Annotated in this window: 23 protein-coding genes and 2 pseudogenes; 12 read left to right on the plus strand and 13 right to left on the minus strand. The window is 58.6% G+C overall.

The features are described 5' to 3' along the window. Positions 1-18: 18 nt before the first annotated feature. From E2K99_RS25725 to E2K99_RS00430, 8 genes and pseudogenes are all read right to left on the minus strand, one after another. Complete coding sequence (locus E2K99_RS25725; protein WP_240733822.1) at positions 19-549, minus strand: hypothetical protein; 531 nt, start codon at positions 547-549, stop codon at positions 19-21. Continuing rightward, positions 542-1,900 carry a phosphatase PAP2/dual specificity phosphatase family protein gene (locus tag E2K99_RS00400; RefSeq protein WP_240733823.1) on the minus strand — a complete coding sequence of 453 codons (1,359 nt, stop codon included), beginning with the start codon at positions 1,898-1,900 and terminating at the stop codon, positions 542-544. Before E2K99_RS00400 ends, E2K99_RS25725 begins: the two co-directional genes overlap by 8 nt. Further along, positions 1,897-3,648 (minus strand): bifunctional alpha/beta hydrolase/class I SAM-dependent methyltransferase, encoded by a 1,752-nt coding sequence (locus E2K99_RS00405; protein ID WP_134221011.1) that lies wholly within the window; start codon positions 3,646-3,648, stop codon positions 1,897-1,899. Before E2K99_RS00405 ends, E2K99_RS00400 begins: the two co-directional genes overlap by 4 nt. Continuing rightward, positions 3,645-4,208, minus strand: coding sequence for a CDP-alcohol phosphatidyltransferase family protein (locus tag E2K99_RS00410; RefSeq protein WP_134221012.1), 564 nt, complete (start codon positions 4,206-4,208; stop codon positions 3,645-3,647). Before E2K99_RS00410 ends, E2K99_RS00405 begins: the two co-directional genes overlap by 4 nt. A gap of 367 nt (positions 4,209-4,575) precedes the next feature. Beyond that, positions 4,576-5,205: a LysE family translocator gene (locus E2K99_RS00415; RefSeq protein ID WP_134221013.1), complete on the minus strand. Its 630-nt coding sequence runs from the start codon at positions 5,203-5,205 to the stop codon at positions 4,576-4,578. 161 nt (positions 5,206-5,366) lie between these two features. Further along, positions 5,367-5,840, minus strand: a pseudogene (locus E2K99_RS00420) (magnesium chelatase subunit ChlI family protein); the annotation flags it as partial. A gap of 470 nt (positions 5,841-6,310) precedes the next feature. Further along, entirely contained in the window at positions 6,311-6,643 is a 333-nt protein-coding gene (locus E2K99_RS00425; protein WP_134221015.1) for a helix-turn-helix domain-containing protein, read from the minus strand. 100 nt (positions 6,644-6,743) lie between these two features. Then, positions 6,744-7,832 (minus strand): hypothetical protein, encoded by a 1,089-nt coding sequence (locus E2K99_RS00430; protein ID WP_134221016.1) that lies wholly within the window; start codon positions 7,830-7,832, stop codon positions 6,744-6,746. A 53-nt stretch (positions 7,833-7,885) separates the two neighbouring features. Here E2K99_RS00430 and E2K99_RS26170 point away from each other — a divergent pair, with 53 nt between their 5' ends. The 3 genes from E2K99_RS26170 to E2K99_RS00445 all read left to right on the plus strand — a co-directional run bounded on the left by E2K99_RS26170 (position 7,886) and on the right by E2K99_RS00445 (position 9,868). Next, positions 7,886-8,638 carry a winged helix-turn-helix transcriptional regulator gene (locus E2K99_RS26170; protein WP_166675018.1) on the plus strand — a complete coding sequence of 251 codons (753 nt, stop codon included), beginning with the start codon at positions 7,886-7,888 and terminating at the stop codon, positions 8,636-8,638. A gap of 331 nt (positions 8,639-8,969) precedes the next feature. Continuing rightward, the gene (locus E2K99_RS00440) at positions 8,970-9,338 is read left to right on the plus strand and encodes a hypothetical protein (protein WP_134221018.1); all 369 of its coding nucleotides are present in this window, start codon (positions 8,970-8,972) and stop codon (positions 9,336-9,338) included. Between the two features lie 95 nt (positions 9,339-9,433). Then, positions 9,434-9,868 carry a hypothetical protein gene (locus E2K99_RS00445; RefSeq protein WP_134221019.1) on the plus strand — a complete coding sequence of 145 codons (435 nt, stop codon included), beginning with the start codon at positions 9,434-9,436 and terminating at the stop codon, positions 9,866-9,868. A 223-nt stretch (positions 9,869-10,091) separates the two neighbouring features. Here the strand turns inward: E2K99_RS00445 and E2K99_RS00450 are convergent, their stop codons facing one another. Next, positions 10,092-10,871 carry a hypothetical protein gene (locus E2K99_RS00450; RefSeq protein WP_134221020.1) on the minus strand — a complete coding sequence of 260 codons (780 nt, stop codon included), beginning with the start codon at positions 10,869-10,871 and terminating at the stop codon, positions 10,092-10,094. A 505-nt stretch (positions 10,872-11,376) separates the two neighbouring features. Here E2K99_RS00450 and E2K99_RS00455 point away from each other — a divergent pair. The 5 genes from E2K99_RS00455 to E2K99_RS00475 all read left to right on the plus strand — a co-directional run bounded on the left by E2K99_RS00455 (position 11,377) and on the right by E2K99_RS00475 (position 20,378). Next, entirely contained in the window at positions 11,377-13,578 is a 2,202-nt protein-coding gene (locus E2K99_RS00455; RefSeq protein ID WP_134221021.1) for an autotransporter family protein, read from the plus strand. Positions 13,579-13,807: 229 nt separating this feature from the next. Next, positions 13,808-15,823: a tetratricopeptide repeat-containing sulfotransferase family protein gene (locus E2K99_RS00460; protein WP_166675019.1), complete on the plus strand. Its 2,016-nt coding sequence runs from the start codon at positions 13,808-13,810 to the stop codon at positions 15,821-15,823. After that, a complete protein-coding gene (locus tag E2K99_RS00465; protein WP_134221023.1) occupies positions 15,813-16,988 on the plus strand; it encodes a glycosyltransferase family 9 protein in 1,176 nt (391 codons plus the stop codon). The genes E2K99_RS00460 and E2K99_RS00465 overlap by 11 nt, the downstream gene beginning before the upstream one ends. Before the next feature lie 1,113 nt (positions 16,989-18,101). Beyond that, entirely contained in the window at positions 18,102-18,602 is a 501-nt protein-coding gene (locus tag E2K99_RS00470; RefSeq protein ID WP_121043179.1) for a Csu type fimbrial protein, read from the plus strand. Between the two features lie 153 nt (positions 18,603-18,755). Further along, positions 18,756-20,378, plus strand: coding sequence for a methyl-accepting chemotaxis protein (locus tag E2K99_RS00475; protein WP_134221024.1), 1,623 nt, complete (start codon positions 18,756-18,758; stop codon positions 20,376-20,378). A gap of 221 nt (positions 20,379-20,599) precedes the next feature. Here E2K99_RS00475 and E2K99_RS00480 read toward each other — a convergent pair whose 3' ends face one another. Beyond that, positions 20,600-22,315: a chloride channel protein gene (locus E2K99_RS00480; RefSeq protein WP_134221025.1), complete on the minus strand. Its 1,716-nt coding sequence runs from the start codon at positions 22,313-22,315 to the stop codon at positions 20,600-20,602. A gap of 915 nt (positions 22,316-23,230) precedes the next feature. Between E2K99_RS00480 and E2K99_RS26175 the strand changes: the two are divergent. The 4 genes and pseudogenes from E2K99_RS26175 to E2K99_RS00490 form a co-directional block, all read left to right on the plus strand. After that, positions 23,231-23,275 (plus strand): annotated as a pseudogene (locus E2K99_RS26175) (hypothetical protein); the annotation flags it as partial. A 52-nt stretch (positions 23,276-23,327) separates the two neighbouring features. Then, on the plus strand, positions 23,328-23,459 hold the full coding sequence (locus E2K99_RS26020) for a DinB/UmuC family translesion DNA polymerase (RefSeq protein WP_276321811.1): 132 nt from the start codon (positions 23,328-23,330) through the stop codon (positions 23,457-23,459). A gap of 33 nt (positions 23,460-23,492) precedes the next feature. Beyond that, positions 23,493-23,657, plus strand: coding sequence for a DUF4113 domain-containing protein (locus E2K99_RS25735; RefSeq protein WP_240733824.1), 165 nt, complete (start codon positions 23,493-23,495; stop codon positions 23,655-23,657). 74 nt (positions 23,658-23,731) lie between these two features. After that, positions 23,732-24,088: a hypothetical protein gene (locus E2K99_RS00490; protein ID WP_134221026.1), complete on the plus strand. Its 357-nt coding sequence runs from the start codon at positions 23,732-23,734 to the stop codon at positions 24,086-24,088. A gap of 75 nt (positions 24,089-24,163) precedes the next feature. Here the strand turns inward: E2K99_RS00490 and E2K99_RS00495 are convergent, their stop codons facing one another. The 3 genes from E2K99_RS00495 to E2K99_RS00505 all read right to left on the minus strand — a co-directional run bounded on the left by E2K99_RS00495 (position 24,164) and on the right by E2K99_RS00505 (position 26,002). Continuing rightward, positions 24,164-24,631, minus strand: a complete 468-nt coding sequence (locus E2K99_RS00495) for a helix-turn-helix domain-containing protein (protein WP_420840854.1) — start codon at positions 24,629-24,631, stop codon at positions 24,164-24,166. 90 nt (positions 24,632-24,721) lie between these two features. Then, the gene (locus E2K99_RS00500; protein WP_338033880.1) at positions 24,722-24,946 is read right to left on the minus strand and encodes a flagellar basal body rod protein FlgB; all 225 of its coding nucleotides are present in this window, start codon (positions 24,944-24,946) and stop codon (positions 24,722-24,724) included. Positions 24,947-25,414: 468 nt separating this feature from the next. Continuing rightward, the gene (locus E2K99_RS00505) at positions 25,415-26,002 is read right to left on the minus strand and encodes a mechanosensitive ion channel family protein (RefSeq protein ID WP_134221027.1); all 588 of its coding nucleotides are present in this window, start codon (positions 26,000-26,002) and stop codon (positions 25,415-25,417) included. Positions 26,003-26,565 lie beyond the last annotated feature (563 nt).

Raw genomic sequence — 26,565 nt, forward strand, 5'->3', positions numbered from 1 at the left:
AAATTCAGTTTTCAAGGATCAGGAAAGGAACAGTAACGCCAGGGTGACCACCCAGGCCACCACCTGCAAAGCCAGGTATCGGACCTGATTCTTCACCAGGCGGCGTACCCCGGCGATGCGTTGCGCCAGCGGGCGCGGCGCCGCACCGGCTTTGGGCCCAAGACCGCTGTCTGCGAGGGCCAGGTCAAAGGCAGCCAGATCGTCCTGCGGTGGATTTCCCTGGTGCCAGCGGCGCGCCCATGAGGTGAAGATGGGGACATCGAAGGCGCAGCGCAGCGCGAAACTGCATTCGGCGATCCCGAACACGATGGACAGCGCCAGCGCAGCCCAGACTGCAGGGCCGCCTGGATGCAAGACCAGCAAGACCAGCGCGCAGAGGCTGAGCAAGCGGCTGGTGTTGTCCAGCGGACGGCTCACGGCCAGGATTGCCAGGGCAATGTCGGCCTGGTGGGCTGCCTGCTGCGCAGCTGGGGCGTTTTCAGGCGGGAGGCCTTGATGAGCGGCATCGTTGGCGGCATCGCTGCCGGATCCTTGGCGCAGGTCAGACATGGCGTTCTCCCTTCAGCAACTGCTGCTCGACCTCCCGCAGGCGTTCCCGCAGCGCGGCGTTGATGACCACCGTGGGGCGGCGTTCGGCCAATAGCGCAAGAGCAGAGTCCATGTCGGGGCAGCGTCCGCTCAAGAACAGCCAGGTTGCCACTGCAGCAGCGCTGCGCGAATAGCCCAGCGCACAGGCCACCAGCACGGGGCCATGGCTGCGCAGCGATTCGATGCTGCGAGCGGCTGCCAGCAATTGATCGGCGTCGGGGGCGACCAGGTCCAGCCAGGCATGGCCGGCATAAGCCCACGGACCGCGCGGGGCGGGCAGTTCGGCGCAGAGGTCGCACAGGGCGGCGAACGGACCGGCGTGCATGTCGACGGTATTCGGAAGCCGGCCCAGCCAGACATCTCCGGTGATGGCGTCAGGCTGCGGACGGCGGCGGGTCCACAGGCGGGCATTGATCCAGGCACCCAGTGCGTGGGGTGCCAGCAACCAGGCAGCGGCCAGCGACCGGCGGCCGTCGTGCTTCTGGAAACCGGCGGCACCGGCATGGGCGTAATTCCAAGCCACGATGGCCAGCGACAAGGCCAGCCAGCCCAGTGGGGCGGCCAAGGCGCGCACGGAGATTGCCAGCGCCAGTGCCAGCAAGGCTCCCAGCGCGTAGGCCAGCGCCAGACGCATGCGGCGCGCACTGCGCTGGCCGCTGCGACGCAGCGGCGTACCCCCCTCATCCGGCCACAGCCACAGGCAGAACAAGCCCAGCATGGCACCGGTCGGGATATCGATGAAGTGATGCTGCCAGGTCGTCAGTACCGACAGGCCGATCAGCAGCGCCCAGCCGTGGATGACCAGCTGCCAGAACCAGTGCGTGCGCAGCCGGGCGAACTGGACCCAGATCAGCACCAGCAGTGCGATATGCAGCGAGGGGGCCTGGTTGAAGGGCAGGTCGAAGGCCGCCAATGAGGCGAAGAGCGCGCCAAACAGTCCGTCGGTGGCCGGCCGCACGAAGGCAAAGCGCAGCGGAAAGGCCAGGAAGCAGGCCACCGCGATCAGCTGCGTCGTCAGTAGCCGCAGCGCGTGGCGATCGGTCTCGCGCGGGGTGCGGCAGCACAGGAAGGAAAATCCGTAGAGCAGGTCGATGGACCAATAGGGCAGGATGGTCCAGGGCAGGAAGGGAATATGACGCTCCCAGCCATAGAAGAAGCTGGGCACGCTGGCGCGCGCGGCGGCTGCATGGTTGGCGAAGCCATAGCTGAGGAAGAACAGCGGCCCCAGCAACAGCAGCCAGGCCACGCCGCGCTTCCACGGCAGCGGCGTGGCCGGTGCTGCCGCGGGCAGCAGGCGGTCGGCCTGGCTCATGCGGCCTTGCGCCGGGCCAGCGAGACGGTAAAGATGCCCCACTGGTCGATGCGCTGTTCGATCTTCTCGAATCCGGCCTCGGCCACCAGCTGGTCCATCTCGGCTTGTGTGCGGCGGCGCATGACCCAGGCCTGGCCGCCGCGATGGCTGGTCAGGGCGCGGGCGATCAGTTCCAGTTGCGGATGCCAGGGCTGGCCGGTGTAGACCAGATAGCCGCCCGGCGCGATGGCATCGGCCAGTCCGGCCAGGGAGGTGGCCACGGCGTCATTGTCCGGGAACAGTTCGTAGAGGCCGGAGACGATGCCCACCGTCGGGCGCGGCGTGACGGCGGCCAGGCTGGCGCGGTCAAAGGCGTCGCCCTGCACGAAGCGGGCGATGTCGGCCAGGCCCTTGTCGGCAATCAGCGCCGTGCCTTGCTGTACATTCAGTTCGCTGTAGTCGCGCAGCAGGATGGAGTGGGGACGCGGTCCCTGGCCCAGCGCTTCCAGCACGTAGCGGCCATGGCCGGCGGCGATGTCGAGCACGTGCAGCGGCTGTCCTTCCGCCTGCAGGCGGGCCAGGGCCGTACGCAGCAATTCCTCTACATGCAGCTTGCGCTGGCGGATGCCTTTCCAGCCGATCGCGTCCAGATACTGGCGATCGATGGCGCGGCCCAGCGGACCGACGCCTTCGGGGGTGTTGCGGTAGACGTAGTCGAGCGTGCTGCCCGAATCAAAACCGGTGCGATGTCCGAGCGCCACGCCCTTGGAGAGCAGGCCGCCCAGCTTCATGTTGGCGCGGTAACCGGCCCAGTACATTCCCTTGGGGCTGAGAGCGGGAAGCGGCGCGGACAGCTGGCGCGACTCCTCGAAGGTCGGGCCCTGGCGGTGCGACTGGCGAAGGTCCGGACGGGCCCAGGCTTGCGAGAATTGGCGCAGGATGAATTCACGTGCCAGGTCGGTGGCGATCTTGCGGTCCTTCTCGCCGAAGGTGTCGTGATAGAAGCCGGGGAGGACGTGCTTTTCCTTCACTGGTGTGCCCAGACGTGCGAAGAAATCGTGCTGGGGGCCATGGTGCACGACCCAGTCCGCGCCGGAAATGAGCAATTGCGTGGGAATGGTGATGGCCTGGGCATCGGCGACCACGCGTTCGGCCGCTTCATACAGCGCCAGCAGGATATTCACGGAGATCGGGCGGCTGATCAGCGGATCGCTGTCGTAGGAGGCCTGGCGCTGCCGGTCGTGGGTCAGATACTTCGCCTTGACGTAGCTGTTGACGAAGAAATTGCCACGCAGCTTCTGCTGCAGGGCCAGTCCCGGACGGGCGAAGGGAACATAAAGCTTCACCTTGAAGGCGGGCGATGCCAGCACCAGGCAGCGTACGCGGGGCGCGTAGTCATGCGCCCAGGTCGAGACCAGCACCGCGCCCACGCTCTGGGCCAGCACGGCCATGTCTTCCTCGGCCACCTGCCACTGGTCGCGCAGGTGGTGGATGAAGGTTTGCACGTCCCGCACCGAGTGCGCAAAGCTCGGGGAATAGCCGCGCGGGCCGGGCGAACGGCCATGGCCGCGCGCATCCCAGGCATAGAAATCGAAATCGGAGAGGCCGAGTTCATCGACCAGATGCTCCATGCGCCCGCCGTGCTCGTGGCCGCGATGGAACATGACGACAGCGCCGCGCCGCTGCGGGCCGGTGGCCGGCCAGCGGCGATAGAACAGGGATTGGCCGTCGTGGGTGGTGAACTGGTGTTCCTGGCAGGATCGTGTCATGGGTGGGAGGCGGCGCGCAGGCCGCTGCGGATGCGGTTGACGATATTGAGGAGGATGGCGGCGACAGCCAGCGGCAGCGCCCAGAAGATCCAGCCCGGGAGGCTGCCGGCCAGGCCCAGCCACAGGCCCAGCGCGCCGAACAGGAAGGCGCGGTCGCTCTTGCCCATGGGGCCGTCGTACTGGCGTGGCGCACCGACCATGGGGCCGAGCGCCCCGGTCATCTCCGACACCGCCGACAGGAAGATCACCCCGCCCACGCTGGCCCAGCCAAACGGGGCCACCAGCGCAAAGGGCAGGTACAGGGCGGCATCGGAGACGACGTCGGTCAGCTCGTTGAGATAGGCCCCCAGCGCCGACTGCTGGCCGAATTCACGCGCCAGCATGCCATCGACGGCATTGAAGGCCATGCGCAGGAACATCCACAGCGGCAGCAGCAGGAACAGCGCCGGCCGCTGTGGCCCGGCCACGAACAGCAGCGCGCCCAGTGCCAGCGAGACCAGCATGGCCAGCACGGTGACCGCATTGGCCGTCACGCCGGCCTCGGCCAGGGCGCGCACCATCGGCCGCAAGAGCGCCTGAAAGCGGGGTTTGAGTTGATTAGATGCTGATCATGCAGCACCTGCCGCACGGTCGTCGGGGAGGGAAGAGGGCATGGGGGATCGTCCTTGTTGTCGATTCTGATTTGTTATTTGTTGTATCGGGCGAAGCTCACCTTAGGCAACGCAATGGCGTCTTCTGTTCCCGGCTTATGCGAGCAGAAGTTGAAATCGAGGGAATGAAAGGGGAGTTCTCGTCGCCGTTCGAGGCTTGCGTTGACTGAATGTCATCGGCTTTGGCGCCGTTGCGCAGGCAGGCGAGGGAGAAGGCGACGCAGCGATGCGCTCCCGGTGAGCGCATCGTTACGTCGGGAACTGAGGCGGGGGAGGGTCAGCGGCGCTGGATCAGCATATGGACGGCCAGTCCGGCCAGCACGCTACCCATCAGCCAGCGCTGCAGGCGTTGCCAGTGTGGACGGCCAGCCAGCAGGGCCGAGATGGAAGCCGCAGAGAAGGTGATCACGGCGTTCATGCTGACGCCGACCACGATCTGCGTCAGACCCAGGGCGAAGGACTGGAGAAGTACGCTCCCGTGTTCGGGCTGGATGAATTGCGGTAGCAGCGACAGATACATCACGGCGATCTTGGGATTGAGCAGGCTGGTCAGCAGACCCATGCTGAAGAGTTTGCGGGGGCTGTCCGGGGGCAGGGTGCGGAGGGCAAACGGCGATCGGCCGCCCGGCTTGAGGGCTTGCCAGGCCAGGTAGAGCAGGTAGAGCGCTCCCGCCAGGCGCAGCGCGTCGTAGGCCAGGGGCAGGGTCATCAGCAGGGCGCTGATGCCCAGCGCGGTACAGAGCATGTAGAACACCAGCCCCAGCGCGATTCCGGCCAGCGAGATCAACCCGGCCTTGCGGCCCTGGCAGACCGAACGCGAGACCAGATAAAGCATGTTGGGGCCGGGCGTGAGCACCATGCCCAGGCAGAGGGCGGCGAAGGCCAGCAGGGTGGAGACAGTGGGCATGGCGATGATCCTCTTTCGGTCGGCAGGTGGGGGCGGCAGTCAATGCCATGTGAATTGCAAGGCTAAGGCCCGGCCGGCCGAGGGAGAAGATACAGACGGTGCTCTTGCATGGCGCAACAGGGGGGGAATGCTCTTGTCTGCCCGGACAGATCCGTTGCCGCTCAATTACCGGCCAGCGTCCGCCGGTATTGCACTGCCTCGGCCACATGCGCCTGTGTGATCACATCGGACTCCGCCAGATCGGCGATGGTGCGCGCCAGTTTCAGCACCCGGTGATAGGCCCGCGCCGACCAGTTCAGCCGCAGCATGGCGGCTTGCAGCAGTTGGGCCGCCGCCACATCGTGCTGGCAGTGCCGGTCGATTTCGCTACCCCCCAGCTGGCTGTTGGGTTTGCCCTGGCGCTGGCGCTGTCGTTCAAAGGCGCGCGCGACCCGTTCCGCGATGGCGGCGCTGGTTTCACCCGGCTGCTGGACGGCCAGTTCGGCGGGGCTCAGGGCGTTGACGTGCAGTTGCATGTCGATGCGGTCCAGCAGCGGGCCGGACAAGCGCGCCTGGTAGCGCTTGACCAGTTCCGGCGTGCAGCGGCAGCGGCCCTGGCTGTCGCCATACTGTCCGCACGGACAGGGATTCATGGCTTGTGCCGTCAAGCCGTTTTTAGCGGTTTTTGTTCCTGACAAACGCTTTGTAGTGATATTGCCAAATTGATATCGTAACTCGAACGAATGTTAAGCGATATTGCCACTTTCGAAACCGGCGAGCGTATTTTCGGTGGCCTTATCTAGAGGCTGAGATAACCCACAGGCGTGAGGGCTCTTAAAGGGAAATACATGCCGGTGCAGACCAGATCTGCACGAGGTCGGTTAGCCCTTTCGAAGAGTATGCAAAAGCGTTCCGCTGATAAGGCATCGTTAATCAAAAAGCTGTGACGTCAGTTGAAACGCCCCTGGTGCAGGAAAGTTTGTCCTTCTAAGCAATGCCCCTATCTTGGAGATGTTGGACTTTCTGGCAATAAAGAAAAAAAGGGGCGACGACGATGTCGTGACCCCTTTTCTTATTAGCACTCAGTTCGAGGCATCAAGTTACTACGTACTCGTGAGAGTCCCGATTATCGCTGCTGCGCCCGTTGTATCGATTCACGGAACGCGAACATGGCCTCCTCAACCATCTGAGGAGTCGCATTGGGAACCAAGTCGTCAGTAGGAAACTTACCGGCCATGTAGTAGAGGTATTCCTCCGGCATGTTCAAAATCTTGGCCAGTTGCTTAACGATGAAATCAGATGACGGACTGCGGCGGTCATGCTCAATATCATTCAGATACTGCGCGGATATTGGAACACCATCTTCGCGTAGGATTTGAGAAGCTAAATCCTTTTGAGTCAGTTTCTGTTTTTTGCGTTGAGTGCAAATGACGCTGCCAAAAGTTGCGGGTTGACTCATAAGAAGGATAAAAATCGATAAAAGCAGATCAGCTAATTAGCGTAGTTTATAGCAATTTGCTAAATCGTTCAAATTTTTCAGATACTGCGCGGATTCAAGATCACTTCGATCGTTGTGTTTCAGGTGGAGAAAAGTGACTAATCATTGCACGAACGATGGCGGCGGCCTGAGCATCATTCGTACCTGGCTCTTGCATGCACAGCGCTTGAATCATTGCATTGAATTCATGGCCGTATGTTTTCCCCTGTAACAAGAGAGGACTTTGCTCGATTCCTGTCGCGTCAAAAAGCAGATCAAGACAAACACTGTCGTTAGTGCGGGCAGTAGCTCGCCACATATATTTGGGCAAAGACATCTTCAAGGTGTCAGCGGTATCGTCCCCGTAGCTACCGTCCTTCAATAACTGGTTCTTAAACGAGGAAACCGTGATGAGATAGATGTCCCATGTCTGCCTCTCCATCTTGGGAAAGAATTGCAGGCGGATCTGTTCAAATAGGTCATCTAAGGCAACGATCGCATCATGGATGAACTTGAAGGGAATTCGGATCTTCTTGTATAGCGGCAGTACTATTAGCTTCGGTATTGCAATGACGCATGGGGCTTGCTCGTTATTCTTGTACTTTCTTGGTTTAGAGCTTGTTTTCTTTAGCGAGAAAAGCTCAGTTTTACTCGGTTTCCAGTCTGTCGACATGGAGTTAACCACTTTGCCATCAATTTCGCGCGCTTGAAACGACATGCGTGCAAATGGCCCGAGCTGATCATCATGCACATAGAGTTTGTCGATTTTTGAGGCTTCAAGCTGAAATCGCGTCGGACCACTGGGAATGATCTCATTGCCGCCAAGGCTATACCCAGCAACTGCTACTGCATGGCCACCCTTTTCCGTGCGAGTGCATTTCGTATTGGAGAAATCGAGATCTTCCAGGGTAATCGCCATCAGCGCGGGCACACCACCACGTAAATATGCATAGAGCGTGCTCTTTACGATGTGATTATCTTGGGCGCTCAAGATTTGCGCTTCTAGCCCTACAGCATTAATGGCATTGGCCATTTGCGGGGCAGTAAGTCCTCTATTGGGAAAGGCTCGTGCCTCAGGTGCCTCGCTGTTCGGCAAAGTAGCAATAGCTTGTTGATTTGCATTGAAAACTGACCCAGTTTCCCCGGAAATTTGCATCCTAAGTTGACCCATGTTTAGACCACAATCCTGCTCATGACATCGAGCGGGAGAACGGAGTGATAGACGTGGCCCTACTTGGAATCATTCGACGCTGGTACATCAGAGATCGCGTCTCGATCCGGGAAATCGCCCGCAGGTTGGACATTTCCCGAAACACGGTTCGTCGCTACATTCGATCAGAGGCGATCGAACCTTCCTATGCCAGCAGGCATTCACCGAGCTCTTTGGATGCATATGCCCCCAGGCTTTCCGCGTGGCTGAGCTCAGAGTTGGTCAAATCCCGTAAGCAAAGACGGACCCTGAAACAGATGTTCCTGGAGTTAAGGGAGCTTGGTTATGAGGGGTCGTATGACCGTGTGGCGGCCTTTAGCAGGCACTGGAAGGCGGGTCAGTTAGAGAGGGTCAAATCGGCGAGCAAATCAACAGCCTCAGATCTGTTGTTCGATGATGAGGGCTACTGGGACACATCGCAGGCATGGAGAGGACACCAGCCCGTTACGAATTTCGTTGACCTGATTGCGCAAGTGTTACCTTCCGCGAACTCTTGGAACGATGAGGTTTGTATTTGGGGAACCGCCGGAGAAAATAATATTCAGGTGAGCTATAAAGACGAACTCGTGGAGTCGGTCGCGATTCGTATTGATACTCGTGGTGACGCGTTGCCAATGTGCTTGAAAGTCATCCACCTGGCAAAAGCGATGAATTGCTTACTATTTCTCCCCGCATCTCGATCTATCATCATGCAGGATGCAGCATTGCTGATAGGCGCTCTTCTCAACTCCAAAGCATCACATCCGAATACCGTCTCCGAAAATTAGTTGGTCTGCTCTCGGCCAGAAGCCGACGTTCAAAAATAATGAGCTGGATAATATGCTTCCCTTGATACCAAGCAGCTATTACGACTACATTCAAGAAAATGGTCTGTTCGAAGGGTTCACTGTCGATGAGGCCCGCCCAGGCTACATTATCCTCTGGGCTAAGGACGAAATTCCTGGAGGTAATTCTGATATTGAAATCGAAACGTACGCGCCCGGCTTCGTGGCTTTTGCGGGAGATGGCGGGGGGAAGTGCTAGCCTTTGATGAACAAGGCGCTGTCTACATGCTGCCACTAATTGGAATGGCGCCTGAGGCTGCCATCCTAATAGCAGATGACTTTCAATCGTTCGCCAGTAGATTCGTCCGCTAGCGGCCAGAAACAGACATTGAAGGAAGTATTGATGCCCTGGGTTAATAGTGTCTCGACTTTCAAGGACTTTTTGTCGCTCGTCATCGTTCACGCACCGGATGATTTTCCAAAAGAAGACTATCTCAGCGACGATGAACAGCTCACTCTGGAATCCGCGTTCTCCGAGCTTCGCGCTGGCGTAGAACTGTTCGCCAAGGCTCGCCACCTTAAAGCGGACGATGTGGCCGAGCTTCAAAGCCTGCTTGATGTTTCGCTTAAATCCTATCGCTCTGGAGGCGACATTGAAGGAGCCCACCTGCTGCAAGACCTGGAGTCGAAGGCCTTCCGATAGAGCTATGCTTTAGGCGCGTTAGACGGCTCAGGCGTTCACCCGCAATCGGCCACTAACGGACGACACTTCGGCCAACAACGCATACAAGTATAAAAATGAAAAATCTTTCTTGGAACGACCTATTTGTTGATGCATCTTTGCTAGATTTCAAGGCTCTTTTTTCGGAATGGCCAGGCTTGATCAAAGGGGAAGTTGCGCCCATTGGTGCATCGGTTTTCGGAGACCTTTTTTATCAGAATAGGTCCGGAGCGGTCTTCAAGCTGGATGTTTTGGAGGGTGGGGTCAGCCAGATAGCGGATACCATGCAACAGTTTTCCGAACTGATGAATTCAGAAAAGTGGCGGGAATATCATCTTTTAAGCGAAGGGGTGGCATTGCTTAAACAAAAAGGCCTGGAGCGATCTGCCCTTCAATTTTTTGGTTTTGCCCCACATCCCGCTCTGGCAGGAAAGATCGACTGGTCTAGAGTGATGTTGCTAGACGCAGTGGTCTGGAACTCTATTTGTGCCCAGTCTTTGGGGATTCGATAATCCTCGCTTGCCCAAACTGTTGATGCTAGAAAAATTGACCCGCTGCGATTTGGTCGGGCCCAAGACCACGCCAAATTAGAGACAGAGGTGCCGGGTCAAGAGGCAACGCGAATCAACACTAAGATGTCCGCTATCGGCCAGAAGCAGACTGAGCACGTCTCGCTCTTTCCCAATCTGGTCATTGGTTGAGCTACGATTCGAGGACAATCTCTTGCCGAGCGTCCTAAAACGCCGGTATCCGCCCTAAAACAGCTGCAACGTCTGGACGTTGTATCAATGATCGCCAATGGATTGCCCAACAACAGACATGATCAAAGTCTGAAATGATCGACATCCGTGCTTTCTGCCCAGTGCCCATTCGTCCCAGAAAAGACCGGGTAACGTCCGGTCCGACGACCGTATCTCGGGCACCTGCCAAATGGAGCTGAGGGATGTCTGCGATACGCTCCGCATAGTCTGCGGGATCAAGAGAACCATCCAGTGGAGCGAGTCCGTCGCGTTTTATCCAATATCCCAGGTCAAGATTGGCTGCTACTGTGACGATGGCAGCAACGTCTTGCCGGTGTCCCGCAAGCAAAGCTGCCAGCGCGCCACCTCCCGAATAGCCTACCAGTATCAGCCGTGATGCAGCCACACGCTCTTTTTCGTGATCAAGCGCTTCACTGATGCTATCAACGATTGGCAACGAATATCGCTGATCGGTCCAATACTGCTTGCCACAGTTACGTCCGTAATCAGGCAGAACGTATTGGCAAGGCCGCGCGATATAGAGCAGGGGTCCCGAGCTCGGGTCGACAATTGCCATTTTTAAAGCGACAGGGTCAGCTGGGGTCGGGTCGGCAGATGGCAGGGATGAATTCAGATAGGCACGCCCGTCACCCTCCAGATATACGGTCAGTGTATCTCCTAGCCTTCCGGTCGGCGCGGCAGTGACAATATCAAACTGTTGCGTGGCAATGGTATGCGATTGCCACCCCACCGAGCTCAGCAGTGCATCTTTCAAATCTCGCCGCCCTTGTACCCCAGCGCACCCCGGCACCAGAATTACGCAACATAAGGCAATCAGCACATATCTGCAGCTCATGATCCCATCACCTAAATTCTTTTCTCTACCCGGTCGAGTACATGAGTCTCGTCGCTGTCCGCAATATGACATTCACCAATGCAGATAGTCACTTTTCGCTCAATAGCCGCCATGCTACTCGAATATTCCATCTGGACTAGCTACCTTTCAAACGCGCGAAAGCTATGACATAGGATGACGCGCGCAAGAGTACGAGCGACTACGTTTAAGATGGAATGGCCGTACATAAGGCATCGGCGTTGTCAACGGCGCCCATGTAGTCGAGGCACTCTTCGCTCGCTCCAGCCGAGATAGCGCTCGTCTAGTCCGAAATAGAAGATGAAATACCTACGTGCTTTGAGGACTAATCTTCGACGCAAGCAGGCATACTCGCCCGCGATAATAAAAAAATCAAATTTTGAAAAACAATAAAAATATTTAACTCATGCCGATGGATATCTCCATCAAAGTTTCGGGGGAAGTATTAATGTCAGGTATTCGCAGTCAAACGGCCAAACGGCCGGCATGTTTTTCCAGACACCGATCAAATGTTCGAAATTGCATTGTCATGGGCGCTTCGGCGCTGGCCTTAACGGCAACGGTAGAAGCATCGGCTGCACCTTGCGGTACCAATGTCACTTTAGTCAACACCTCTTGCACGCAGGGCCTGGTCTGGTCTAACGCCGGCGGTACCGTTACCAACAACGGCACCATCGATGGCGCAGGCGGCAATTTCAACGGCTTCACCGCTGGCGTGGGTATTACCGGCTCGGGCGCGCCGTTGGACCTGCTCGTCAATAACGGCACGATTACCGACGCCTATGTGGCGGTATGGACCCAAAGCCGCTCCATCAACACGCTGGTCAACAATGGCTTGATCATGTCTCCGAGTGCCTGGGCTATCGCCGAAAACGTCAGGATTGGCACCATCGTCAACAACGGCACCATCTATGGTTCTATTTCCGCCTACAACACCGGCAACATGACGATCGTCGGCGCCAGCAGCGGCTTCGGAACCATTACTGGAAGCGCCGGCAATGCCGTGGTGTACAACAATGCGGGCGATATCGAATTTGCCGGCGGCAGTACCTTGCTCGACAGCAACATGACGGTCAGCGCATCCAACAAGGTAATTAACAATGGCGCCACGCTCAAGTTTGTGCGGAACCGCAGCATCTCCGGCAACTACCTGCAGACGGGCGGCTCGCTGATCTTCGCGGCGACGTCGGCCAGTGCATTTCCTCGGCTGTCGGTCTCCGGCACGGCTACCCTCAACGGCGGCACGATCGTGCTGGTGCCGGTCAGCGGCCAGAATGCCACCTCCTACACAATCATTACGGCAGCCGGGGGGCTGACCAGCACCGCGGTGGCATCGGCGGCCGGGTATGCGGTCACTTCCGCGGTGAGTGGCAATAACCTCATCGTGACACTGAGTCAGATCACCACGCCAGTGACTCCAGTGACTCCAGTGACTCCAGTGACTCCAGTGACTCCAGTGACTCCAGTGACTCCAGCGACGCTAGTGACATCGACATGGACGGCCAAGGCAAACAACGCTGGCGGCTCTGCCGTACCTATCGGTCCGGTGCTCGACCAACTGTCTGGCAACAGCGACTACGCGGTGATCCTGATGGGCTTGTCGTTGTTGCAATCAGGGCCGCAACAGCGCGCCTTGCAACAACTGGCAGGTCCAACGCCCCTGCCGCAGGCGTTGTCGAGCGGGGCGTCATATGCGCTGTCGGCGGGTGCCATCTCGCAACGCCAGGTGACCCTGCTAGCCGGCAGGCCGACAGGCAAGGCAGCCGGTGCAGCGGCCGACGGCACCGGCGTGTGGGGACAGGTGCTGGGCAGTAAAGCCTCCATGAACAGCACCGACCAGGCAGGCGGCTTCCATGCGTCAGGCTATGGGCTCATCATCGGCGCCGATCGTCAACTGGCTCAGGACGTCGTCCTCGGTGGTGCCGTGAGCTGGCTGCATAACGACCTCAACGGCGATGGCATCAACCGTGGCAACGACGCCAAGCTCGACAGCTATCAGTTGGCGACCTATGGCTCTTGGCGCCCGCGGGGAGGCAACGCTTATATCAGCGGTATCGCTTCGGTAGCGCGCAATAACTACGACCAGGCGCGCTCGGTCGATTTTCTCGGCACCGCGAGTGCCAACTACCGCGGTTGGCAGGGCCAGTTCAAGCTGGAAACCGGCTATGACCTGCCGTTGTCTTCGGGATTGACCGTCACGCCATTCGCTTCGCTGCAAGCTGCGCGCATCAGTAACGACGGCTATCGCGAGAGCGGGCTGGGCGCAGCGAACCTGGACGTGCAGCGCCAGAGTTTCAATAACCTGGAAAGTGAGCTGGGCGTGCGGCTAGGCAGCTACACCGATACCGGCTGGGGTCGCCTGACGGGCGAATGGCAAACCGGCTGGGTGCATTCGTTCAAGAACGATGCCATCGCCACCACCGCCAGCATGGGCGGCGTGACGTTCGTGTCGAGCGCAGACCGTCTGCCCAAGGATGGCGCGCGTATCGTGTTGCGTGGCACGCTCCAGCGCAGCAACAACCTGTCCTATTCGGTCGGCTACGATGGCGATCTGCGTTCCAAGTTCCGCAGCCAGACCGCCTCGCTGAAAATACGCTACGATTTCTGATCGCAGCATCAGGTCAAACATTGCCCGGCTGCATGCCGGGCTTTTTTTCGCGATGGCGTGCACTGCGTCGCGTCACATCATCGCCCGACTTTTGGTTCACAGGGAGACCCACAGGTTGTCCGCAAAAAGAACACGGCCGAATCACTCGTCCCCGCCCCCGCCGTCACGGTTGGCGCCTCTGGCGGAGGCTGCGCAACTTACCAGCGCCCTGACCCGGATCGATCAGTTGATGGAAGCGGCCTACGCTCACTGGCGCGTAGGCCAGTCGGCTCAGGCCTCGGCCATTTCTGAGCAGGTTCTACAAGCGGTACCATTGCATGCGCCAGCGTTGCACCTGCTGGGCCTGATCGCCCACGCTGAAGGTGATATCGCGCATGCGCTGCTTTTGTTGGAACGGGCTTGTTCGCAGCCGGATGCGCTCGCTGATTTTCATAGCAATCATGCCGAGGTAAGCCGACAGGCCGGACTGCTGGCACGTGCCGAGCAAGCGGCGCGGTGCGCGCTGGTACTGTTTCCCGGACACCCGTCGGCACTCAGCAACCTCGGCATCATCCTACAGCAGGCCGGCCGGCTCGAGGAGAGCATCGAATTGCTGACTGCGGCGACGCAGGCAGCGCCGGACGACCCCAACGCACTCAGCAACCTGGGCAATACACAACAATTGATGGGGTATCTCAACGACGCCATGAAGAGCTACACGGCAGCCATCGCCTGTGATCCTGCGCACGAAGCGGCCTACGCCAACCTGGCCGCCTTGCAACTCGAACTGGGTCGATTCGACGATGCTGCCCACAGCGCCGGGGAAGTGCTCGAACTGAACCCGCAACATGCCCAGGCCTATCTTGCGCTGGCCCAGGTTCACCGCGCGCGCCATCGCCCCCAGCTTGCGTTGCAAGAACTGGACAAGCTGCTCAGCTTCGCCCGCTCCAATATAGATGCACTGCGCCTGCGCGTGCATCTTTTGCTCGACTGCAATGACCTCCTCTCCGCCGAGGAGGCCTTGCAGGCGCTCCCCGCGCCGGCGCAGTGGTACGACGAGCTGCTGCAGGCGCGTCTGTGGACCATGCGCGGGCGTGACCTCGATGCGCTGGCCGCCTGCCAGCGCGCATACGAGGCGCAGCAGAATGCAATGGTCGTCACCGCGCACGCGTTGGCGCTAGGTCGCATCGGCCAGGCGGAGCAGGCCAGCGCCAACCTGCGACGGTTATTGGACGAGGCGCCATCCCATGCTACCGCCTGGTTGGCGTTGAGCGAATTGGACGACACAGCGCCAACCTCGCTTGAAATAGATCGCATGCGGACTGTCCTCGAGAAGAGCCGAGAGAGCGGCTGTGGCTGGCGCGATGCCGTGGCGCTTCATCGCGCCTGGGGACATGCCATGCTGGCCAACGACGATGAGGCCGCAGCGATGACGGCCTACGATTTCGCCAACGGGCTGGAAGCGCAAGCCCATCCCTTCGCAGCGGCGCGGCTTGAAGGAGCAGTTGAGCAAGTGATTGACAGCTGGTCACCTCTTGCGGCAAAAGGCCAGGAAAACGGGATGAGTTCGCCGGTGTTCATCATCGGTATGCCCAATAGCGGCGCGGAACTGGTGCGGTCCATGTTGCGGGAAGGCCAAAAGAGCGACGAGGATCGCTACGACCTGATCGGCCATATACTTACCAGCATCACGCAGGAAGACGAAGCGCTGATGGATTCAGCTGCCGTGTTGGCCGATTTGACTGTCGATGATTATGCTGAGCTTGCGCAGTATTACCTGGACTGCGCCGATTCCACCGGCGATTTGGTCGACGCATGCCACGCCAACTTCCTTCTGGTCGGTTTCATCAACCAAGTCTTTCCCGCGGCGCGCTTCATTTTTTGCCGGCGGGAGCCCTTGGAAAACTGTCTGGCCTGCTACCAGAATCCCCCCCAGTCTGGTCATGCCTTTCCGCACGCGCTCGAAGAATTAGCACGTTACCACCGCGTACATGAACGCCTAATGCGGCACTGGACATCGCATCTGCCGGATGACCGCTGGCTGCAGATTGATCATGCCCGCTTGCTCGACAATACAGCGCGCGTTGCAGAGCAGGTGGCGTCCTTCTCCGGCATGCCCTGCCGCTTGCCGTACGACGCGCAATTGGCGCGCGCTCGTCGCCAGGTGGATGCGTTGGCGCGCTTGAGGCAGGGGACGCAAACGCCGGCAGAACTAGCTCAGCGGTGGGAAGAAGACGGCATCGCACGAGGTAGCCATGGCAACTGAATGGCATGTGCAAGCGTTGGCTGCGCGCCAGCAACAGATAGCCGACGCGTTTTCCGCAGGTCAACTGGAGCAAAGCGAACAGCTGGCCCGTGAATTGATCGATGCCGGCTATGCTACGTTGCCGGTCTGGCGCGCCCTGGGCCTGTCGCTACGCCAGCAAGGTCATATCGCACAGGCCTGCGAGATCCAGCAGCGCCTAGTCGACACAGCCCCCGGCAACGTCGACCTGCGTTTCGACCTGGCCGAAACCCTGCTGCTGAAGGGAGATTACGCGCGCGGCTGGCAGCATTATCAGTACCGCTATAGCCTTGATCATACCCGTCACATGGACCGCAAGGTCAAGGCTCCGCTCTGGAAAGGTCAGGCGATGCCTGGCAAGACCTTGCTTATTCATGATGAGCAGGGATATGGCGATACCTTCCAGTTCATCCGCCTAGTCGAGCGCGCCAGACGCCAGAGTCAGGCGCGTATCGTGGTGCAGATCAGGGCTGAGCAGGCGGCATTCGCGCGGCGCCTGCCCGAAATCGACGAAGTGGTGCTGCAGGGACAACTGCCACCGCCCTTCGATGCGCATTGCCAGATGATGAGCTTGCCGCGGGCCTTGAATCTGCACCTCGATGAGCTACCGGGTGCGCTGCCCTATCTGCAGGCCGATCCGTATCGGGTCGAGCGATGGCGACTTCGCCTGCAGCCGTTGCGCCGTCCATGGATCGCCCTGGCGTGGGCCGGACGCCCCACGCACGACAATGATCGCAATCGATCCATGACATTGGAGCAATTGTCGGCGCTGGCGCCCGTAGCGGCGCAAGGTGCGAGCCTGCTATCGGTGCAAAAGGGCCCGGCAGCAGCGCAGGCGCATTCGCCACTGGGCGGCTTGAGGCTGGAAGCGTTAGGTGATGAATTAAGCGATTTCGAAGATACGGCAGCGGTGCTCCAGTTATGCGACCTGCTGATTTCGGTGGACAGCTCGCCCGTGCACTTGGCGGGCGCACTGGGACGGCCCGTCTGGGTTATGTTACCGCTGGTGCCCGATTGGCGTTGGCTGATGGAGCGCGACGATACGCCGTGGTATCCCCAGATGCGCTTGTTCCGCCAGACCACGCGTGGTCAATGGTCTGACGTGGTGGAAAGAGTGGCTAAGCAGTTGCACGTCCTAGTCACGTAACATAGGGCAGCTCGCCTATTGAGCGCACATGCGGGTTTCTGAGTACCTGATCGGCCTTAACAAGATGGTGTCACTTCGCCACCGGACAGCCAGGGATTGTTCAGACTCGAATGGGTTGAAATGCTCAATGGTGATTGCTTCGGAAACGCGCCTTGCTTTCATGATGTCAAAAAGGTCCGCAATCGGCCAGAAGCCGACATCTAGGCCAATAAAAAAGCCCGCAATCGCGGGCTTTTTTGGGGGCCATAAACCTCTCTGGGGGCAATTCTATTACCCAGATAGGCGTTTATTACCCCAATAGGGTCCCAGCATAAGCCGGAACCCTTGTGTGCTGGTGCTGATGGGCGGAATCGAACCGTCGACCTACTGATTACGAATCTGCGAGGAAAACGATAAAAATCAGAGGGTTAAGGTAATTATTGCTCCGCAATTCAAAAATCCGGCGGGTCGCAAGGCCAGTTAGGACGCGGCTCGATTTTCAGTTGCGGAGCGAAATTTTTGCAGCCAATTGCGAATGCCGAGCCGTTTTTAAGAGCCGCTTGCGACAGCCGTAATCTCGGGTAGTGGGCAATCCCGATAACGCTCATCCGCGAATCCATCCACCTCAACGACCGATATCACTCAATCATATTGCAATTTTTGCAAGCCTGGACGATTAGGCACCCGGGAAATTCCTGACCTGCCTGAGTACTTTCTGGGGGAAACCACTACAGCCACTAGGGAGGATGCTGCCTAAGATGAACTCATTCTAGGAGATCATCATGTTGACTACCTTCCTGCTGACCGTCATTGCCTCTGCCTTGATCGCTGTTCTCATAGCTTCGCTTAGGTTTTAGATGTCTGGAAGTGGTGCCATCAATTAGAGCATCGGATCGGGAGGCATTTGGATAGTCTGACGGTGAACATCATGTGATGAGTTGCCGAAGCATAACGATGAGCTTAAGGCTAGTTCTTCTTACTGTTCAGGTTTTTCCTTAACTAAATTTCTAGCGCGGTAGGGAATTCCCGGATGTTAGGCGAGCTCTTCAGAAATTACAGTATCTCCATACCAACGCTGCACGGGGAAGTTCTTGCAAGGGGCGAGGACGGGGCAGCCAGACCAGGAGAAACAAAATGTTCTTCATCAAGAAAAATCGCATCGTCGCTGCTTCCATCGCCGCTGTCGTCCTGGCTTCCAGCGCACCAGCTTCCTTCGGTGCTACCGCCAGCGGCACGCTGACCATCACCGCCTCGGTGGTCGCCGCTTGTACCGTGGTCGGTTCGGCCATTGCCTTCGGTGCCTACACCCAGAGCGTGGTCAACCAGTCCGGCACCATCACCGTGCTCTGTACCAACGGCACGGCCTACAACGTCGGTCTGGACGCCGGTACCGGCACCGGTGCCAGCGTGAGCAACCGCAAGATGAGCGCAGCCGGCGGCGGTACCCTGAACTATGCGCTGTACCGCGACTCGGCCCGCAGCAACAACTGGGGTTCGACCATCGGCACCGATACCCTGACCGGCACCGGTTCCGGCCTGACCCAGACCCTGACCGTCTATGGCCAGATCCCGGCGGCCCAGACGCCGCTGGCCGGTGCCTACTCGGATACCGTGACCGTGACACTCACCTACTAAATCGTAAATCGCGGCACCGAGCCGAATGACGCTTTGCCGCGTATTGAACGTCTCACTAATCGCCCGTTGAGCTGTTCCCAAATTATCGGGCACCGGCAGCGGCCGGCATGCAGCAGATGTCAAAAATGCCCGTATTTAACCTAGGGGAAATATATGAGTGCGCTCAAGAATATGAAGATCGGGACAAAACTGGCGTCGGCTTTCGCAGCCTTAGTAACGCTAGCGGTTCTACTGGCGGGAATAGCATTAGGTAGCATCAATTCACTCACTGTATCCATCAGGGCGGCCGATGCGGTACAGGATCAGCGCTTGGTGCCGCTCTATCTCGCGAGAGAAGCTTTAGATCAAACGGGTCTCGCCGCTCGCAATGCCTACGTCTTCAGAAGTGATGCAGATGCGCAAAAGGAGCTGGCGATCGTTGATGAGCAGAAGCAGATCTATCTCAAGGCGCTCAAAGACATGGAGCCGCATTTCGCCGGCGACAAAGGTTTTGAGAAGGTCCGTGTGGGCCTTTTGCAGATGGCTGAAGAGTTGAAACGTCCGCGTATCTATCGTGAAGGCGGAAAGTCGGAGGAGTTTCGCGATTTTCTGGTTAATGAGTGTAGCCCATTGCGCCGCCAGATAGTAATCGATATCAACAAGGTTATCGACGAAGTAGACGCAGAAAATGCTAAGGCACATGACGCCACCATCGACCTCGCAGCGAAGGCCTCGGTGGTAGTAGCCGTGTTGACCGCCATAGTGGCCCTCATTTCTGTACTTGTTGCGTTCGCGATCACCCGGGGACTCTTGAAGCAGCTTGGCGGAGAGCCTGCTTACGCTGCAGATATTGCGCAGCAGATCGCAGCTGGTGACCTCACCAGCGAAGTAAACGTGAAAGACGGCGACACTACCAGTTTGCTGTTCGCCATCAAGAAGATGCGCGATAGCTTAGTCGGAATCGTGGGGAGGGTGAGAGAAGGCACACACGCCATCGAACAGGCATCTACCGAAATCGCAACAGGCAACTTGGATTTGTCCTCGCGCACGGAACAGCAGGCAGGGGCATTGGAAGAGACAGCTTCAGCGATGGAAGAACTGATGTCCACCGTGAAGCAAAACGCTGATAACGCCAAGCAGGCGAGTGAGCTGGCGGTCTCCGCTTCGAACGTTGCCACCCAAGGTGGTGAGGTGGTCGGCAAGGTGGTTAGCACAATGGAAGGTATTAATGCTTCCTCACGAAAGATCGTCGATATCATTAGCGTGATTGACGGAATTGCGTTCCAGACAAATATCCTGGCATTGAATGCAGCCGTTGAGGCAGCAAGAGCCGGTGAGCAGGGGCGTGGTTTTGCGGTCGTTGCATCGGAGGTCCGTAGCCTGGCGCAAAGGAGTGCGACGGCGGCAAAAGAAATCACCGAACTGATCAACGATTCCGTGGCGCAGATTGACCAGGGAAGCAGCTTGGTCGAGCAAGCTGGGATGACCATGGAAAATGTGGTCACCAGTGTCAAGCGGGTGACCGATGTGGTGGCGGAAATTTCCCATGCGAGTCAGGAGCAGAGTCACGGAATCACTCAAGTCAATCTCGCAATTACCCACATGGACGAAGCGACTCAACAGAATTCTGCGTTGGTCGAAGAGGCCGCTGCTGCTGCGAATGCGATGATGGAGCAGGCGGGTGAATTGGCTGGATTGGTCTCTACATTCAAGCTCGATAATGCGCAAAGCTCCGCTAATGTCGCCGGCGTTGGAAGAAACATGGGGATGGGTGCTAGAACCTTGGCACTAGGTTGAAAAGAACAGAATCATGGCAAATCGCCCGCTTCGTGCGGGCGATTTTTTTGGGGGGAGCTGCTGATTACGAAATAGCGTTGCTGGGGCCTAAAAGTTTATAAAAATCAGCAGGTTAGGGCGGGGCGGGTGGGTTATTGAGCCCCGCGATTGGTCTCTGTAAGTGCTTGATTTCATTGGGATGGGTTCTATCGAATAACCCTGAGCAGGAGTCCGGCGAGGCTTCAATTTCCCAGCAATTTTTCCCGTACTGATTCTTCTTCGGCATGGCTGGCACTGGCACGTGCGAGATCTGACAAGGACAGCACGCCGACCAGCTGTCGGCGTTCCGGTCCGTTCACCACCGGCAGGCGCGCGACCCCTTGTCGTGCCATCGCCCCGGCAGCCGCGCGCGCACTCAGGTGTGGCAGCAGGTAGCCGGCATTGGCTTGCAGCAGGGTACCGCAGCCTGTGGCCGGATCTGCGGCCTGCAGGCGGCTCAGTGCGACCATGCCGAGCAGGCGGCCATGCGCCGTCACCGGATAGTAGCGATGCACACGCTCTGCCGCGCGACACCGCGCCAATGCTTCACCGGCGGGCAGCGCGTCTTCCAGCGCCAGCGGGACTGACATCAGGTCGTCCACATGCACCCGTTCCAGCGGGTCGACCCCATATTCGCGATGCACATGCAGGCCGCGCCGTGCGATCTTCTCGGTCATGATGGAGCGCTTCATCCACAACACGTTTACGCCATAGGCCACGGCCGTGGTGGCAATCAGCGGTAGCAGCGCATTGCCCGCATGGGTCAGGCCGAAGGCGAAGACGATGGCCGTCAGCGGCGCACCGAGCACGCTGCCCAGCACACCGGCCATGCAGACCAGCGGCCACAGTCCCGGCGAGCCGCCCGTCAGCCACGGTGCGAGCACCAGACCCAGACCGGCCCCCATCATCAGCAGCGGTGCTAGCACCCCGCCCGAGGTCCCCGACCCCAGCGCCAGCAGCCAGATCACCGCCTTCACCAGCAGCAGCGCCAGGGCCGCCGGCACCAGCATGTGCTGGTTCAGCAGGTCGGCGATGACGTCGTAGCCCACGCCCAATGCGCGCGGTTGCAGCAGCCCGCCGAGCCCGACGGCGATCCCGCCCAGCGCCGGCCACCACATCCAGTGCAGCGGCAGGCGATGGAAGCCGTCCTCGATGCGATACAGGGCCAGCGTCAGCAGCGCCGCCAGGACACCGCTGGCCAGGCCGGCGGCGAGGCAGGACAACAGGGCGATCGGCGCGACCGGTGCCACTTCCAGCGGAAACAGCACGCCACCTTCCATCAGCCACGGCCGCAGGAAGCCTGCGATGGCGCAGGCCAGCGCGACCGGCAGCAGACTGCGCGGGCGCAATTCGAACAGCAGCAGTTCCACCGCCAGCAGCAGAGCGGCCAGGGGCGTGCCGAAGATGGCCGTCATGCCGGCACAGGCTCCCGCGACCAGCAGGGTCTTGCGCTCGGCCGCAGTCAGGTGCATCCACTGCGCCAGCAGGGAGCCGAGCGAGCCGCCGGTCATGATGATCGGCCCTTCGGCACCGAACGGACCGCCGCTGCCGATGACGATGCCCGATGACAGCGGTTTCAACAACGCGACCTTGGGCGACATGCGGCTCTTGCCGAAGAGGATGGCCTCAATAGCTTCCGGAATGCCGTGGCCCCGGATCTTGTCGCTGCCGTAGCGCGCCATGAGTCCGACGATGAGACCACCGATCACCGGCAGCAGGGCCGCCATCCAGCCCAGCGTATGCCCGGCTGGCGAACTGGCCTCGAAGGACAGGCGCTGGAAGTAGAACAGGTTGGTGAAGAGTGCAATGAGCTTGAGCAGCAGCCAGGCCGCGCCCATCGACAGCACGCCGATGGCCGACGCGACGGTGCATAGCAGGGGCAGCCGCCGGTCGGCGGTGTAGTCGCGTTTGTGTTTCATGGAGAAGCGAAATTGAAGGGTAGTGGTGACGACCTCATCGTGGAGAAGAAGTCGCATGGATAAAAGGATAGGGGGTAAATATATCATAACGTGATATAAAATATTCGACCAAGACGTGGCCGGGCGTTGCATGCAGGGCACGACTTATCCGCTTTTCTTCTTGTTTCAGCTTTCGAAGGGAAAGGGAGCGGTCCACAAATTTCCTCCGACGCAAGCTCCCGTCGCGAAGTAGCTTCCGGCTAATTCATTCTTCACGGCTCATTAATATCGAGATGAGACTTCACGCCAAATGCTCGAACCGTGAGTCAAAATGCGTCAGATTTGAGACCCCCGGGGTGGGGCACCGGGCCAGGCTGGGCGGGCATCGCCGCCTGACGCAAATTTGAGTCAAAACTCATCTATGTAGCGGGCAGGCGCGGGGTGGGGGGCAACCGCGCGCGCAGGGCCGGGAAAGTGATTTATACTGTACACATATCCAGTATTATTGAAAAATCACCATCCCTAGTTGTCAATATGTCACGCCTCACCTGTCCCGCGCCGATCCCACCAGGGAGCCCGGTCAGACCCGTGCCGACCGTCTGCGTCGGCATCGGTGCCACCAAGACGCTGGCCAACCACGTCGCGAAGAAGCGCCCCAGTTTGCCGACGTGCGCAACCTGTCCAGCCTGCCGCCCGCCGAGGTCGACCAGTTACTGGCGAAGATTGAAGTGGGCAATGTCTGGGGTTTAGCCGACGCATCACCGAGCAGCTCGCGCACCTGCACATCCGCACCGCACAGGAGCTGCGCACCGCGCACCTGAAGGCCATCCGCCAGCACTTCGGCGTGGTGATGGAGCCGCACCTGCGCCGAGCTGCGCGGCGTCCCCCGCCTCACCGCGTCAGCAGGTTGTCTCGTCGCGCTCCTATGGCGAGCGCGTGTCCGGCCTGCGCGAGATCGAGGAATCGGTGAGCACCTGCGCCTCCCGCTCCGCCGAGAGGCTGCGCGCGCAGGGCTCCACCTGCGGTGCCGTGCATGTCTGGGACTGCTCGCTTCAAGCTGGACGAACCGCAAAACAACAACCGTCGCACCGTGCCACTGCCCGAGCCGACCGATGATCTGCGGGTGATCTTCAAGGCGGCGATGTGGGGTCTGCGCCGGATCTAGCGGTCCGAGTTCCTCTACAAGAAGGCCGGCATCATGCTGATGGATCTGGCCGCGGGCCAGGCGCGGCAGGGCACGCTCGTTGGCAGCGGCGTGTCGACGATGTCGTCGGCGCCGCTCATCGTCGCCTTCGACAGCATCAACAAGCGTTTTGGACACGACGCCGTGCGCCTGGCCGGCGCCGCCGGCCCGCACCGCTGAGCGGAGCGCTTCGAGCACATGAACGCCGCATTACACAACCGACTGGAAGGCGCTACCGCGCGTGAGGTGAGCAAGTGATCGTTTATCAGATGCGCCGCAACGGCGTGGAGATTGCCCGCGAGCTGCTGGGCGATGAGGCACGCAATATCGGCGAGCTGCGCGTGGGCGTCTTCGAGGACGACGACCGCCGCCGACCGACCAAAGCGGCACGTCTGCAGCGTGACAGCGGCGAACTCATCATGGAACTGGTGGATGTCCAAGTGGATGCCATCAAGGCATCGCGCATGGTCATCAAGGGGATCGAGCGACGGCAGACCGAGCGCGGGGTGGTGGAGTTCGCGCAGGCCTGGCTGTGCGTGCAGGCGGGGACGCCGTTGCTGGAGACTTCGCGGGAGAGGTTTTTCAAGAGTAGCGGTGGTGCTCAACATTAGCAGTTCTATGGCTTAGCTTGTCTCATTTCTTGGGACGCATATAATTCACGTCTGAAGCAAAAGACCGAAAAGTATTCACCTGGCTTCCATTAGCTCCACACAGCCACCGCGCGGTGAGCGATTTAACGAATACTTATGTCCACCTCTCAAACTTTTAGCTTCAAGTACCGTGGCTGTTGATTTGCTCGCCGATTTGACCCTCTCTAACTGACCCGCCTTCCAGTGCCTGCTAAAGGCCGCCACACGGTCATACGACCCCTCATAACCAAGCTCCCTTAACTCCAGGAACATCTGTTTCAGGGTCCGTCTTTGCTTACGGGATTTGACCAACTCTGAGCTCAGCCACGCGGAAAGCCTGGGGGCATATGCATCCAAAGAGCTCGGTGAATGCCTGCTGGCATAGGAAGGTTCGATCGCCTCTGATCGAATGTAGCGACGAACCGTGTTTCGGGAAATGTCCAACCTGCGGGCGATTTCCCGGATCGAGACGCGATCTCTGATGTACCAGCGTCGAATGATTCCAAGTAGGGCCACGTCTATCACTCCGTTCTCCCGCTCGATGTCATGAGCAGGATTGTGGTCTAAACATGGGTCAACTTAGGATGCAAATTTCCGGGGAAACTGGGTCAGTTTTCAATGCAAATCAACAAGCATTGGCAGCCTCGACGTTGTCATCGCCTGCTGCAAGGCAGTTGAGAAATCGATATCCCGGGCCTTGTAGTTAGGAGTGTCTGCGTTGGCAATGTTCGATGCCAGCAATCCGAGACGTTTCTCGGTGAGGCGGACGGCGTGTTGCCAGAACTTCTCGTCTTTCTCTCCAACTGCCGTTGGCGACGGCTCCATTCCTTTGACATTCATCACCGCTCTCCTTGCTTAACGCGACACCCGAACAATCTGCGATCAACTTTCTGGCGCCGAGATCACTCCGGACGCAAGGAACCCATTCCACGGCAAAACCGCTAACGGTCACAAAGGCGTGATGTGGGGCAACTGTTTTTGAGGGGCGCCGCCGGCTTTTGGCGAGGAGAATCCTGGCAAGATTTGGCTAACCGACCATTCAGCTGGCTACTCTCTTTCGCCAAAACAGGCGTCGAACACAAAGCGGAAGAAACGAGAAGCAGAGCGAAGAGTGCGTCCACATGGCCCCCAAAAGGAAAAATGCCGAAGGTCGCCCCCGTCGAATGAGGTGCGCCCATACAGCAAGATTCTAAGAAGGCATTTCGAACAAAATCATTACGCGTCTATTACGATCGCGTAATGATTTGTGTGGAGTGCAGAATCAGGGAGGCGATGAACGCAGAACAGGCTCATCAAGTAATATTAATTTCAGAATAACGATGCAGAACCATCATTCCATCTGCGCACGATGCGCTGGAAGAAAAGGCTGTTTGGGAGCTGAAGTGTCGTCCCGCTCCCGCTACCCTCAGTTTCCTCCGCCAATGTAGTGTAGACCAGATTGATGTCCAGCACTCGCCCTTTGACACCAGGCTTGTCTCCCCCTTCAATCACCTCGATCACGTCACCCACGCGGAACGGCTGCGTGGTGTAGATCAGGATGGCGCAGAAGAGATTGGAAAGAACGCTCCATGCCGCGAAAAATGCGACTGCACCGACTGCTGCAAATCCTGTAAATGCAGACCACAGTACCGCACCGGAGACACCCATCCGCTCCAAGGCCCAGAGGATGGCACCGCCATACACAAAAAATCCGATGATGCGCTGGGTGAGCGCGGCCGCCTTATTCGGGAAACCATATGTCCGGCCAAGCCTTCCGATAAGCAGCCTCGCGACACGCATGATCGCGAGCGCCGCGACCAGAATCAAAATCACCTCAGCCGTTGGCACCAATACATCGAACCAATCAGCCATCCACTGAGGCAGGCTGTCGTGTACTGCTTGCAAGACTTTGTTCATTGGACTCCTCTTAAATCAGCCGGCCGTCGACGCCATACTGAAAATTTGAAAGAGCGAAGCATAGGACAAATATAAAAAAGTGGGCAAAAAAAATATCCGCATCCTACACACCAGACACACAAGAATATGTGTCTCGAATACGCATCGTTTTGGAGCTCTTCACGCGCGAAAAAGATACCTCAACCAAGCACAAAAATTAACGAACGTTAATCTTGAAAATCATACCGACAGTCTGGATGAAACACTGAAGCGATAGCGGATTTTTCGCATCAAGTCTGTCAATAAAGAAGAGGAAATTCCTTTGTTTATGCAGCTTACAGAGGATTTTTATTAACAACATTTAATGTTTCATTCCCGTTCGTAGATCACCAACGCTGGCTAACATCCGTCGAAATTTCGGTGCCCGCACAACGTCCTTCTACGATCTCCTCAATGATCAGATGCCTCCGGATTTCACTCTTTGAAATCTGGATCAGGTTCTCCGGGCACGTTCCTTATGAACAGAAACGGAGGATACCTCATGCCGTCTTCGACAATCTTCAGTCTGCCAATTTATCACCTGC

The organism is Herbaspirillum huttiense, from assembly GCF_004367745.1.
GTDB lineage: Bacteria > Pseudomonadota > Gammaproteobacteria > Burkholderiales > Burkholderiaceae_D > Herbaspirillum > Herbaspirillum huttiense.